The organism is Propionigenium maris DSM 9537 (assembly GCF_027925155.1).
Lineage (GTDB): Bacteria > Fusobacteriota > Fusobacteriia > Fusobacteriales > Fusobacteriaceae > Propionigenium > Propionigenium maris.
Map to the genome: position 1 here is coordinate 13009 of NZ_BSDY01000015.1, position 13013 is coordinate 26021.

Consider the following 13013-nt stretch of genomic DNA (forward strand, 5'->3'; position numbering starts at 1 on the left):
GATGGCATTTATAATCTTTCTTATTGTCTTTACAGTGGCCATAAGCCTTGGAGCTGTGGATATTCCCTTTCTTACAGTATGGAAGATAGCTGCAAACAATATTTCAGGAAGTGAGATCTTCCATCCCCAGTGGAGCAGAGGGATGGGGGTAATAGTCTGGAAGATAAGGTTTCCCAGGGCAATTCTCTCCTTTTTAACAGGAGGGACCCTTGCTCTTGTGGGAGTACTTATGCAGGCTGTTACTAAAAACCCTCTCTCAGATCCATATATTCTGGGTATCTCCAGCGGTGCCTCTACAGGAGCTGTTCTCTGCATGTTCTTCGGACTGGGAGGACTCAGTGTGGGAGGGGGAGCTTTTATAGGAGCCTTTCTTGCTACAATTATGGTGATAGGCCTTACTAAGGGGGACTACTCATCCAGCAGACTGGTGCTAACAGGGATAGCTGTATCCGCTCTATTTTCATCTATTACAAGTATTATGATATATCTGGTAAAGGATGAATCCAAGGTAAGAAATGCAGTATTCTGGATGGCAGGAAGCCTTGGGGGAGCCCAGTGGGGACTCCTTCTTCTTCCGGCAGCAGTTCTTCTATTAGGAGGAGGAGCCGGCATCCTTCTGCACAAGGAGCTGGACACCCTTCTTCTGGGTGAGGAGGAAGCCAGAGTTTTAGGGATAGACACTACGAGGCTGAAGCTGCTTCTAATAGGAGTATCTTCAATACTCACTGGAACGATAGTTGCAATAACCGGGACAATTGGATTTGTGGGGATGATAATACCCCACATTTCCAGAAGGCTCACAGGAAGCGGGCACAGACAGCTGATCCCCCTGGTAGTTCTAATAGGGGGGACATTTATGGCTGGAGCTGATACCCTTGCAAGGATAGTCTTTACTCCAGAGGAGCTTCCCATTGGGATACTGACCTCGGCCCTTGGAGGGCCATTCTTCCTATGGATAATCAGGAGGGGTTATGCCTTTGGGGGGCAGAGAGCTTAAAATTTTGATTTGGAGGTAGGAGATGCTGGCAGTAAAAAATCTGTCCTATGGTATAGAGGATAAAACCATAATAGAGGATATGTCCTTTAGGGTAAGGGAGGGAAGCTTTATCGGGATCGTAGGTCCCAATGGCAGCGGTAAATCTACCCTCTTAAAGAATATATATAAGGCTGTGGAGGGTAAGGGAGATATCCACCTGAAGGGAAGAAAGCTTAAAGCAGTGAGCAGCAGAGAGCTTGCCAGAGAGATGGCAGTGGTAAGTCAGCATGGCAGCAGTGACTTTGATTTTACAGTAAAAGAGATGGTGATGATGGGGAGGTATCCCCACAAGGGGATATTCAAGACCTATAATGGACAGGACAGGAGGATTGTAGAGGAAGCCCTTAAAAGCTTAGGTCTTTCAGAGATGGGGGAGAGGAAGTTTTTTACCCTCTCTGGAGGAGAGCGTCAGAGGGTACTCATAGCCAGAGCTCTGGCCCAGGAAGCGGATATAATAGTCTTAGATGAACCTACAAATCACCTGGATATAAGGTATCAGCTTCAGATCATGGAGATACTTAAGAGCCTGGATATTACAGTGGTAGCTGCAGTTCACGATATGAATATAGCCTCCCTCTACTGCGATGAGGTGGTAGCAATTAAGGATGGAAGGATATGGGGAGTCGGTCAGACTGAGAAGATCCTCTCGGAAGACTTCTTCAGGGAGGTCTTTGAGGTAGAGGTGGAGATCCATAAGAATCCTCGGACCAGAAGGCTCTCTATAGTCTATCTCCCAGATAGAATCTTTAAGTAGTATAATTAAGAGGAAATCTTGCATAGGAGCAGGCGATGGTGTAGAATAAATTAGTATGCAGGGAGTCCTGCATGATGCTACACAGATGGAGGATGAGCTATGAAGAAGATATTTATTTTAATGGTAGTACTTATTATGGCAGCCTGTGGAAGAAAGGAAGATGGAAGGATAACTCTTAACCTCAAAGGGGAGCTTCCTGCTACTGGAGAGGTAAGGGTAGAGGTCTATGGATACGACAAGATGCTGGCAGATCACAGAGCAACCCTCATCGTTATCCACAGAGAGGAGCTAAACCAGGATAGGGAAGTTATAGTAGAGCTTCCTGAGAACGCCCAGGAGCTTATAGATCCTCCTGTAAGGGACAAGGACGGGGCAAGCTACTATGCAAATATAAGGATTACAGACGAGGATACTACCTATACCCAGGACTATGATAAGAATCCCTTCATAGAGGTGGAGAAGGGCAGTGTAATAGATATTCAAATGAAAAAAGAGTAGAATCACTTCTACTCTTTTTTTTATTTTTAAGGAAAGTATAGAATACTAGATCGATTTCAATATAAAAAGCAACTACATAAGTTTATAAAGGTTGTAGCGTCACGCTCCTTCTATTAACCCTTGTGTGGATTGCATATCTTGCATGGAGACAGACCTCTGGCTTCAGCTTCCTCCAGAGTAATTGGGGCGGAGTTTTTGTTGGCAAATCTGCACTCCCCTCTATGGTACTTCTTACTGGAGGCAAAGACGTATCTTACCTCGCTGGTCTGAACCTCCTCTAGGATTTGTTCCTCATTGAACTTCTGGATCTCGTCCTTGGATTTATTTCTGTCCTTGAGGAGCCTGTTTTTCGCAAAAGCTCCACTATTATACTCAACGGGCTTGGACACATCCCTGCCCTCTCTAAAAGCGAAAAAAGAAATTATAACAGCTATAGTTAAAAGTAATAAAAATCCCCCCACCATTCTCACCCCTTCTACAATAAGACATAATACGTTATTAAATGATATTCCCTAATTATTATCAATTCCTTTAAAATTTATGGAAAATATAATAAAAAAAGAGAACGGCACAGCCGCTCTCTAAATTATTTTTGAAGAATGAATCCATTTTCAGTCTTTATGACTAATTTGTTCTTATATAGAGTACCCATAGCTCTCTTGAAGGCTTTCTTACTCATACCAAGGGCCTTCTTAATCTCCTCTGGGGAGCTCTTATCTGTAAGGTTGAAGTTTCCTTCCTTCATCATTTTAAGGATAAGCTCAGCATCCTTGTCCATCTGCTGGATCTTTAGCTCTCTAAGGCTAAGATCTAACTTTCCATCCTCTCTGACTCTCATTACTCTTCCCTCTACAGTCTCTCCCACCTTGTGCTCTCTGAAGCACTCACTCTTAGGAATAAGACCGAAGTATCTGTCCTCTACAGCAACGAATACACCAATCTCAGGCTCGATTCTGTATACAGTACCAGTGATCTTGTCATTTTCCTCAAAGTTGAAGGTAGGAAGAAGGAACTTGTAGATATTCATAGTAGCTGAAACTCTTCCCTTGTTGTCCTCATAAATTCCAACAAGATAAGTTTCACCTATTTTGATGTTACCATCTTCCTGTCCCTTGGGGAGAAGCAGGTCCTTCTCTAATCCCCAATCAAGGAATGCTCCAAATGGAGTGATATCTACAACTTCAAGCTTTGCCATTGTTCCAATTACAGCCTTAGTCTGCTTTAGTGTAGCAATAAGTCTGTCCTCTGAGTCACGGTAGATGAATACGTTTAACTCATCCCCTACCTCTACCTCCATCTCCTCAAGCTCATTGTTGGGAAGAAGGATGTTGTCTGCTGTTTCTCCAGTTCCTGCATCCAGGTACGCTCCAATACTGGAGATATTATTTATTCTCATCTTTTGTCTCTTACCGATCTTTATCATCTTATACACCTCTATTAAAAATTAAAGTTAACGAATATAACCATTGCCAAATACTAAAAATTATAACATAAATTTAAATAAAAAACAATTTAATGCTTAGAAAATCATGGTATAGTCTGCGGGGGAGGTGCAAAATTATTGATTTTTTCCAATTATGGAGTGATAATTGAATTAGAGATAAAATATAGAGGGAGGTAATTATGTCAAAAAAGAAGAATTTTAAAATGCCTACAGCCTATACTATACTTATATCAATAATAATAGCTGTGGCGGTACTTACATGGGTAATACCAGCTGGTCAATATGACTATGTAGATCCCACAGCATCCAAGCCACAACCAATACCAGGGACCTATAAGGTCGTTGATTCCAACCCTCAGGGGGCATGGGAGATTATCAATGCACCTATAGCAGGTTTTGCCGATGCCCAGGATATAGCCCTATTCGTTCTAGTAATAGGAGGATTTCTGGGAGTAATAATGAAAACAGGAGCAATAGATGCTGGAATAGGAAATATAGTTAAGAAGCTCAAGGGAAATGAGAGGATGATGATCCCCATCCTTATGATAGCTTTTTCCCTGGGAGGGACCTCCTTTGGTATGGCAGAGGAAACCATAGCCTTCTACCCCCTTATAATCCCGGTGTTCATAGCTGCCGGCTATGATACGATTACAGCGGTATCAACGGTGCTACTGGGGGCTGGTATAGGGGTATTAAACTCAACAGTTAACCCCTTTGCCACTGGAGTGGCTTCTGGTTTTGCAGGAATCTCCATAGGTGAGGGCCTCTTCTTTAGACTGGCTATGCTTGTAATCCAACTAGGAATATCCATAGTGTTTGTAATGAGGTATGCTGAGAGGGTAAAAAATGATCCTGAGAGATCCCTTGTGTCGGACCTAAGAAAGGCAAATGAGGAACACTTCCTGGGACAGAGTTCAGAGGAGGAGCTGGAGCTCACTGGAAGAAGGGTAGCTATTCTTTGGGTCTTTGCTGCTACCTTCCTTGTAATGATCCTGGGGGTAATTCCATGGGCATATAAGTTTAATATTACTATATTTGAGAGGTTGAATAGTGCAGTTATGAACCTTCCGGTAGTTGGAAGTCTTGTGGGAAGTCCTTTACCTCTGGGAGACTGGTGGTTTGGAGAGATGACGGTACTGTTCCTGGTTGCTTCGGTTATCTGTGGTAAGATCTACGGAATGCAGGAGAAGGAGATAGTGGGAGCCTTTGTAACTGGAGCCAGAGATCTTCTGGGAGTAGCTCTTATAGTAGGGGTATCCAGAGGAATTACCATTGTGATGAATGCAGGGGGAATGACGGACACGGTACTCTACTGGGGAGAGAAGTCCCTTGCAGGTCTGGGTAGGATACCATTTCTCATCTTTACATATGTATTCTATCTCCCTATGTCCTTCCTGATTCCATCTACCTCTGGGCTTGCAACCCTCTCTATGCCTATTATGGCTCCACTGGGAGAGTTTGCAGGGGTAGCTAAGAGTCTTGTGGTGACAGCATACCAGTCTGCTTCAGGTATAATCAACCTGATTACACCTACATCAGCAGTGGTAATGGGAGCCCTGTCCATTGGAAGGATCGACTACACCAAGTGGGTAAGGTATATGGGACCTCTTCTTGGAATCCTCTTTGCCACAACGTGTATCGGACTGGCCCTTGGGACACTCTTTTAAAGGCGATTCACAGGAGGGAGGCAGCTGAGGCTGCCTCTTTTTTAGTATTAAGGAAAGCATAGAGTTTATAAAAAAATTCCATGAAGTAATTGGTATTTCAAATGATCATTGATATGCAAGATCGCTGCTTTTTATAGAGAGGTCGGATTAATTGCCAAAAAAAGTTGATATGGGGTTTGGAGTATAATATACTTTTGAGAGGAGGGGGTTGTAATGAAAAGAATAGGGATAATAGATATAGGTTCTATGACAGCAAGACTGGTAATTTTTGAATTACTATCTGATTCTACCTTTAAAATTATAGAGGATATAAAGGAAAATATAGCCCTTGGTGAGAGGATCAGAAGGGAAAAGCTGATAGGCAGATCCAAGATTGAGCTGATTTTACACACTATTTATTTGTACAAGGAACTTTCCCACAGGTATGAAGTAGAGGATATTAACTGCTACCTCTCATCTGCATATACAGGGTGCAGCGACTTAGAGGAGTTAATAGCAAGGGGAGCTGAGGAAACGGGAATAGAGATAAGACTTCTTTCTCAGAAGGAGGAGGTGGATGCTTCCTTTACAGGGGCAGTGAACAACCTGGGACTGAATGACGGAGTTCTTCTGGATATGGGGGGAACTACAACTAAGATCATATGGTTTGAGAAGAGAAGGATAAAGAAGTGGGAGAGCCTTCCCATGGGAGCAGCTTCCCTTGGGGAGATCGCCAATATAAGGGATATTATAGGCAACAAGGAGGAAAAAAGGTTAAGGGAGCACGTAAAGAGCAGGATCACATCTGTGGAGTGGCTAAAGGATGTAGGGGACCTTCCCCTTATAGGAGTAGGGGGGAGCATGAGAAACCTTGCCAAGATCCATGCCAATATGTGTGAGTATCCCCTAAACCTTCTTCACAACTACCACCTGAAGGAGGGAGATGTAGAGGTAATATACAACCGCATCAAAACAAAGGGGTATGAGGAGAAACTCAAGGTAAAGGGGCTGGCTGTATCCAGGGCACCTATCTTTACTGGAGCACTCTTTGTTATGGAGGAGGTACTTAACTTCTCTGGAATAGAGAGCCTTATAATCAGCGGTAATGGTATGCGTGAGGGGATGGTCTATTCCAACTACCTGAAGGTATTCAAGAGTACAGAGGAGATATTTGAGAACTCTCTGTTGGAGATTATGAATAAGTTCAGCCTCTCTGTGGAGGAGGGGGAAAAAACCTATAGGGTTTTTAAAAAGATCTATGATAAGATACAGACGGTAAACAAGATAAATATAAGGGATGAAAAGATCCTTAAAACTGCATGCTACCTGGGACGGGCAGGGGTAAATATTAACTTTTACGACCACCCCTTTCATTCTCTCTATATGATCCTTAATTCAGGTCTCAGAGGAATGTCCCACAGAGATCTTGTAACAGCAGCCCTCATCGTATCCCAGCAGAATAAGTTCAACGATCTCCATAAGAATTTTGAGGATCTTCTGGGAAAGAAGGACCTAAACTGTATAAAGAAGCTCTCTATAATCCTGAGAGTATCCAAGCTTCTTAACAAGAACTTCCTTGTGGATAAGGATGAATTTAGGATAGAGGTGAGGGATAAACAGGTTATCTTCAGTGTGGAAAAGAAAAACCTTCTGGATATTCAGATAAGCAGGATGCTCATGTCCAATGATAGGTTTAAGGAGCTGTTTAACAGAGAATTGGTAGTCTGTGGAATCTAGATGAAGGAGTAGTAGTATGAAAAAGTACAAAAACAAGAAAAATGGTAAAACTTATATCTCTCTGAGGGAGGATATTATAAATGCAACCAACAAGGATGACGGTAAGATAATGGTGCTCTACTATCCAGAGGAGAAACCTGAGATGCACTTTGTAAGGGAGCTGGATGAGTTTAAGGTAAAGTTTGAATCCATAGATTAAAGAAAAGCTCTTAGCTGAGCTTTTTTTATTACACCGATATCAAAAGTCCTATAATTAATTAATATAAAATTTTTTTTAAAAAATATAAAACAAACTCAAATAAAAACCTATAGGATAAAATATATTAAATCATAAAAATAAATCAATAGATAAAATAAAAAGTAGAAGAAACAAAGATAAAAAAGTAAAAAGATTTAAATAAAAAGACCAGCTGAATATCTCAGCTGGAACAACTACTTTATACTATTGAGTTTTCTAAGAACGCTAGAACTCTCGGTGATATAATCCATTAATTTTACATGATCCCTTTTTATGAGACCTATAAAGAGGGCATCTATTAGTGTGAGCTGAGCTATTCTAGAGGAAAGAGCTGAAGATCTGAGAAAGTCCTCCCCAGCAATGGTGTAGAGGCTGATGTCTGATAGAGCTGAAATGGAGTTATTTTTAGAACCGGTAATGGATACTATCTTTGCTCCATTCTTTCTTCCTGCAATTATAGCCTCAATAACTATCTTTGTTTCTCCGCTGTGGGAGATAGCCAGGATCAGGTCATCTGAGTCTGCAGTTACAGCCTGGGTAATCTGAACGTGGGGATCCAGATCATGAAGAACCAGTCTTCCCACCTTGGTAAGTTTGTGTTGAAAATCCTTTCCAACCAAGGAGGAGGCACCTACTCCTACAATGACAACTTTTTTAGAGTTCTCTAATAGATCGATAACCTTATTCAGGTGGTTGTATGATATACGGCTTGTGGTTTCCTCTATGGAGTTTATATGACTGTAGGCTATCTTCTTGGTGGCCTCATAGATTGTGTCTGCTGATGAGATGTTGTTGTGCAGAAAGAGGGGCTTAAGGGCTTTCTGGCTTGCCAGCTCCTCACTGAGCTTGATCTTGAAGTCTGTGAACCCCTGAAATCCAATCTTCTTAATGAACTTTATTACACTGGACTGGCCTACCTGGGCATTGTTAGCCAGCTCAGCAGATGTAAACTCCTTTACTTCCTCTATATGATTAAGTATGTAGTCAGCTATTTTCTTCTCTGTTTTAGAAAGCTTGTCATAAAAATCATTGATTAAAAATTTTATAGACAAATCAAAACCTCCCTTGTAATTCAATAAATAATTATACACCAAGTTAGATAAAAAGTACAAATTTATGAATTTATTATTCATATAGCAAGGGATTGAAGGAATAATAAATTCTACCATTTCCTGGGGTGATGTTTAGTAGAGAAGGTTTAAAGGCATGATTGGATAAAAGGCCCAGAATGGGAAAAAATGAGAAGCAGGAGTCCTTTAAAAACACTCTAGAAGGCGTAGTAGAGGAAGCTGAACAATAAACTTTTTTGTAACACTTAGGGAGGGTTGTACTAAAGAAGACATATTGTAGGAAAGTATTAAATATTTTTAACAGATTACTGTTGACAGGAAGGGAATTTTAGCCTAAAGTCTAATAGAGGGGTCTAGAGAATGAAAATAGAACAAATAGAACTAAATTTAAAATTGAAGGTATAAAAGAAGGTTTGAAACGGGTATAGAAATAATAAAAGGATGGGTGTGGATAAGATGTATGGAGTATCGGTGTTCCCTGGCATGGGAGTGGAAGTAGAGAAGAAGCTTAAATATATGGAAAGAGCAGCTGAGGGGGGAGGGAAGTATCTTTTTACCTCGCCAGAAACTCTGGAAGCTAACTCAGAGACAGGGGACTCTGAGCTTGCGGAGATAGTTGAGAAGGCTAGGTCCCTGGGAATGACCGTTATACTGCAGATATCCAAGAAAGATTTTGAGAGATATGAGTGGAGCAGATATGGGGAGTTTATATTCAGAGTGAGTAGGGGTTTTACAGGGAAGGAGATAGTTGCGCTTTCCAAGGACTACAGGATACAGCTAGATGCAGGTACCATGCATGAGGAGGTACTGGAGGAGCTTATGGAGCTTGGAGTGTCCCCAGAGGAGATAAGCATGGGTTATGACTGCTATCCCAGAAGAGACACAGGAATCTCCATAGAACTCTTAAGGGAGAGAAATAAGGTCTTTAAGAGATACGGGATGGAGGTAATGGCTTTTGTGGGAAGTCAGAATAAGAGGATGGGACCTCTCTTCGAGGGGATGCCCACTGTAGAGGCCCACAGAAACCTGAATATCCTTGTGGGAACCCAGGAACTTCTGGCTGAGGGGTGCGATGTGGTATTAATAGGAGATACCATGGCCTCTGGAAAGGAGTTAAGAGCTATAGGGGAGATCACAGAAGGAGAGTGGCTCCTTCCTACCAAGGGATATCCCATGTCTTCTGAGGAGAGAGAAATTTTTGAAGGTTTCCACAGAGAGAGGATAGACCAGGGGGAGTATGTAGTGAGGAGCAGAAACCTATCAGAGGAGGGGGTCCTCAAAGAGATACCTCAGAAAATATGTAGTGAGAGGAAGGCAGGGAGTGTTACAATAGATAACTGCCTCTATGGAAGATATCAGGGGGAGCTCCAGATAGTTAAGAGGAATCTTTCAGCAGATGAGAGGGTCAATGTTGTGGGAAGGGTAGAGGATAGAGGAAGGCTCCTTAACAGGATAAAGCCAGGAGACAGATTTAGACTCTATAAGATAAATAAGTAAAGCTGAAGGATATCCTTCAGCTTTTTTATTATTAAGAAAATATAGATTTTATAAAAACTACGTGAAGGAATTAATGTTTCAACTAATTATCAGAATACAACGTCATATTGCTTTTTACAGGTATTCAATTATCTTTTGGGTGATCTCCCTTGTTCCCAGGGGAACCCCACCCTTGGTGGAGATGTCCGAGGTCCTGTAGCCAGCCTCTAATACCTTCTCGATGGCTCTATAGATCCTCTGAGCCTCCTCCATCATATTAAGGGAGTTTTCCATGAGCATTGCCCCAGAGATAATGGTGGCCATGGGGTTTGCTATATTTTTATCTGCTATATCCGGTGCAGATCCGTGGATGGGCTCATAGAGGGATACCCCATCTCCCATGCTGGCAGAGGGAAGCATACCTATGGATCCCGTTATTACGCTGGCAATATCGGAGATGATATCTCCAAACATATTGCTGGTAACTATGACGTCGAACTGACCTGGGTCTATGACCATCTGCATAGCTGCATTGTCGATGTAGAGGTGGTTAACCTCTACTTCCGGATAGGACTTTGCTACCTCCTCTACAGTCTCCCTCCAGAGCTTGGAGGAAAAGAGCACATTGGCTTTATCGATACTGGTGATCCTCTTCCTTCTGCCCATGGCCTGTTCAAATGCAATCCTTGCTATCCTCTCAACTTCATACTTACTGTAGGCCATCTTATCTGAGGCCCTCTCCTCTATCCTCTCCTTTTCTCCAAAGTATATCCCACCTGTGAGCTCCCTCACTATCATTATATCCAGCTTGTCCCCTATAATGTGTGGTTTAAGGGGGCTGGCTTCCCTAAGCTCGGTGTAGATTACAGCAGGTCGCAGGTTGGAGTATACTCCCAGTTCCTTCCTGAGCCTCAGAAGACCTGCTTCAGGCCTCTTATCTCCCGGAAGGTGATCCCACTTATCTCCTCCCACAGCTCCCAGAAGTATTCCGTGACTGTTTTTACATAGGTCTACTGTTTCCTTTGGGAGGGGATCTCCTGTATTGTCATAGGCGATCCCTCCTATATCTCCCTCTATGAACTCTATTTTATCCTTTCCTATGGCCTCCCTCATTACCCTGACAGCACTCTCTGTTATCTCTCTTCCTATTCCGTCTCCAGGAAGCACAGCTACCCTTAATTTTTTATTGGACATGGATCCTACCTCCCCTATTTCTTCTTGCATATTCAAATATTCCCCCGGCTTCTATGATCTCCTCTACATCTCCAAGGGGTTTTAGTGGATACTCGGTTCCCCTGGTGATATTTTTTATTGTGTTACTCTTTCTGCATATCTCTGCCTCATCTCCTGAGGAGAATCCATCTGAAAGTCCTTTCGCACACTCATAGGGGACTATAAATCCTCCGTCCACAGAGTTTCTGTAAAAGATCCTGGCGTAGCTTTCAGCTACTACAGCTCCAATTCCTGCCCTTTTAAGGGCAAGGGGAGCATGCTCCCTGGAGGAACCGCAACCGAAGTTTTTCCCTCCTATGACGATGGTAAACTCAGAGGTAAGACTTTCCTCCTCCTTAAAGGGATTTATCCTTTTAACCTCCGTGGGAAGCCCTGCAAAGGCATACCTTCCATATAACTTTGATTCCTCAGGGTCATCTACCCTGTATACCAGATACTTTGCAGGGATGATCTGGTCTGTATCGATATCATCCCCCACTACATAAACTCTTCCCCTTATACTTTCCCTCATACCTCTCTCCTTCCTCAAACTATCGATAATAAAGTCAGTAACTCTTTTTTCTTCCCTATAGAACCTACATATATCTTCTTGGATCTGTTATATACCCTCTAATGGCAGAAGCTGCTGCTGTAAGGGGTGAGGCCAGGTAGACCTTTGAATCCATGGATCCCATCCTCCCTGGAAAGTTTCTGTTGGTGGTGGATATGACCACCTCGTTTCCTGTGGTTCGCCCCACTGTATCTGCAGGCCCTCCAAGACAAGCTCCGCAGGAGGGTTTTCCCACATGACAACCGGCTTCTGTGAAGATATCTATCATCTTGATGCCCTCTACCTCCATAGTTCTTATATCTTCCTCCACCTGGGTAGTGGCAGGAATTATAAATGTCTCCACAGCCACTCTCCGACCTTTGAGGATCCTGGCAGCCGCAATAAAATCTGTGGCCTTTCCCCCAGTACAGGACCCTATATATGCCCTGTCTATTCTTATTTCTTCAAGGTCTCTGGCCCTCTCCACATTGGAGGGGGAGTAGGGTTTGGCTACTAGGGGTTCTATCTCCTCTCCATTGAAGGTGTACTTGCTGTGGTAGTCAGCATGGGGATCCGATTTAAATATCTCATACTCCCTGTCAGTTTTATCCCTTAGAAACTCCACCACCTTGTCATCGGCCTCTATGATTCCACACTTTCCCCCAGCTTCCACAGCCATATTGCAGATAGTCATCCTCTCATCTATATTCAGCTCCTTGATGGCACTCCCCTGAAACTCCATACACCTGTAGGTGCCTCCGTCAAAGCCTATATGACCTATTGCATGGAGGATGACATCCTTCCCCATTACATAGTCAGGTAGGGAGTTGTTGTAGGTAAACTTAATGCTCTCTGGAACCTTTACCCACAGCTTACCCGTTCCCATTATAAATGCCGCATCGGTATTTCCAATACCGCTGGCAAATTGCCCGAAGGCCCCTGCAGTACATGTATGGGAGTCGGTACCAAAGAGGATCTCCCCGGGTCTGGTGTGCCCCTCCTCAGCCAGGGCCACATGACATACCCCCTTGTACTTATCTGTAAAGGGTTCATAGAAGTATTTCAGGTCCTGCTCCCTGGCAAACTCCCCTATGAGCTCAACATTTCTGTTAGCATGCTTGTCATTGGTGAAGATATAGTGGTCTGGTATGATAACCACTCTCTCCCTGTCCCATACCCTTGCATCCTCTCCAAACTCCCTCTTGAATATAGATGCTGATCCGGGACCACATACATCATGGGTAAGAAGGGTGTCTACATCCACCCATACATTATCACCGGGAGATACCCTCTCCCTTCCGGCTCTTCTTGCAATTATCTTCTCTATAATAGTCATCTCATTCATTCTCTTC

General features: G+C 43.1%; 13 protein-coding genes. 7 read left to right on the top strand and 6 right to left on the bottom strand.

Features of this window, described 5'->3' with window-relative positions; all coding sequences use genetic code 11:
- The first annotated feature begins 1 nt into the window (after position 1).
- The 3 genes from QMG11_RS13885 to QMG11_RS13895 all read left to right on the top strand — a co-directional run bounded on the left by QMG11_RS13885 (position 2) and on the right by QMG11_RS13895 (position 2288).
- The gene (locus QMG11_RS13885; protein ID WP_281836849.1) at positions 2-997 is read left to right on the top strand and encodes a FecCD family ABC transporter permease; all 996 of its coding nucleotides are present in this window, start codon (positions 2-4) and stop codon (positions 995-997) included.
- Between the two features lie 22 nt (positions 998-1019).
- Positions 1020-1790 carry an ABC transporter ATP-binding protein gene (locus tag QMG11_RS13890; protein ID WP_281836765.1) on the top strand — a complete coding sequence of 257 codons (771 nt, stop codon included), beginning with the start codon at positions 1020-1022 and terminating at the stop codon, positions 1788-1790.
- A gap of 99 nt (positions 1791-1889) precedes the next feature.
- Positions 1890-2288, top strand: a complete 399-nt coding sequence (locus QMG11_RS13895; RefSeq protein ID WP_281836766.1) for a hypothetical protein — start codon at positions 1890-1892, stop codon at positions 2286-2288.
- Positions 2289-2401: 113 nt separating this feature from the next.
- Here QMG11_RS13895 and QMG11_RS13900 read toward each other — a convergent pair whose 3' ends face one another.
- Complete coding sequence (locus tag QMG11_RS13900; RefSeq protein WP_281836768.1) at positions 2402-2752, bottom strand: hypothetical protein; 351 nt, start codon at positions 2750-2752, stop codon at positions 2402-2404.
- A gap of 122 nt (positions 2753-2874) precedes the next feature.
- Positions 2875-3711 (bottom strand): CvfB family protein, encoded by an 837-nt coding sequence (locus tag QMG11_RS13905; protein ID WP_281836770.1) that lies wholly within the window; start codon positions 3709-3711, stop codon positions 2875-2877.
- Between the two features lie 200 nt (positions 3712-3911).
- On the opposite strand from QMG11_RS13905, the gene QMG11_RS13910 reads away from it, so the two are divergent.
- From QMG11_RS13910 to QMG11_RS13920, 3 genes are all read left to right on the top strand, one after another.
- Positions 3912-5399, top strand: coding sequence for a YfcC family protein (locus QMG11_RS13910; protein ID WP_281836772.1), 1488 nt, complete (start codon positions 3912-3914; stop codon positions 5397-5399).
- 213 nt (positions 5400-5612) lie between these two features.
- Positions 5613-7115 carry a Ppx/GppA phosphatase family protein gene (locus QMG11_RS13915; RefSeq protein WP_281836773.1) on the top strand — a complete coding sequence of 501 codons (1503 nt, stop codon included), beginning with the start codon at positions 5613-5615 and terminating at the stop codon, positions 7113-7115.
- A gap of 16 nt (positions 7116-7131) precedes the next feature.
- Positions 7132-7314, top strand: a complete 183-nt coding sequence (locus tag QMG11_RS13920; RefSeq protein ID WP_281836775.1) for a hypothetical protein — start codon at positions 7132-7134, stop codon at positions 7312-7314.
- Between the two features lie 233 nt (positions 7315-7547).
- On the opposite strand, the gene QMG11_RS13925 is transcribed toward QMG11_RS13920, so the two are convergent.
- Positions 7548-8405 carry a MurR/RpiR family transcriptional regulator gene (locus QMG11_RS13925; RefSeq protein WP_281836777.1) on the bottom strand — a complete coding sequence of 286 codons (858 nt, stop codon included), beginning with the start codon at positions 8403-8405 and terminating at the stop codon, positions 7548-7550.
- A 474-nt stretch (positions 8406-8879) separates the two neighbouring features.
- On the opposite strand from QMG11_RS13925, the gene QMG11_RS13930 reads away from it, so the two are divergent.
- Entirely contained in the window at positions 8880-9920 is a 1041-nt protein-coding gene (locus QMG11_RS13930; RefSeq protein ID WP_281836851.1) for a MupG family TIM beta-alpha barrel fold protein, read from the top strand.
- Positions 9921-10034: 114 nt separating this feature from the next.
- Here QMG11_RS13930 and leuB read toward each other — a convergent pair whose 3' ends face one another.
- The 3 genes from leuB to QMG11_RS13945 all read right to left on the bottom strand — a co-directional run bounded on the left by leuB (position 10035) and on the right by QMG11_RS13945 (position 13006).
- Positions 10035-11123, bottom strand: coding sequence for a 3-isopropylmalate dehydrogenase (gene leuB, locus QMG11_RS13935; protein ID WP_281836779.1), 1089 nt, complete (start codon positions 11121-11123; stop codon positions 10035-10037).
- Positions 11083-11643, bottom strand: coding sequence for a LeuD/DmdB family oxidoreductase small subunit (locus QMG11_RS13940; RefSeq protein ID WP_281836780.1), 561 nt, complete (start codon positions 11641-11643; stop codon positions 11083-11085). Before QMG11_RS13940 ends, leuB begins: the two co-directional genes overlap by 41 nt.
- 64 nt (positions 11644-11707) lie before the next feature.
- Positions 11708-13006: a 3-isopropylmalate dehydratase large subunit gene (locus QMG11_RS13945; protein WP_281836781.1), complete on the bottom strand. Its 1299-nt coding sequence runs from the start codon at positions 13004-13006 to the stop codon at positions 11708-11710.
- Between the last annotated feature and the right edge of the window lie 7 nt (positions 13007-13013).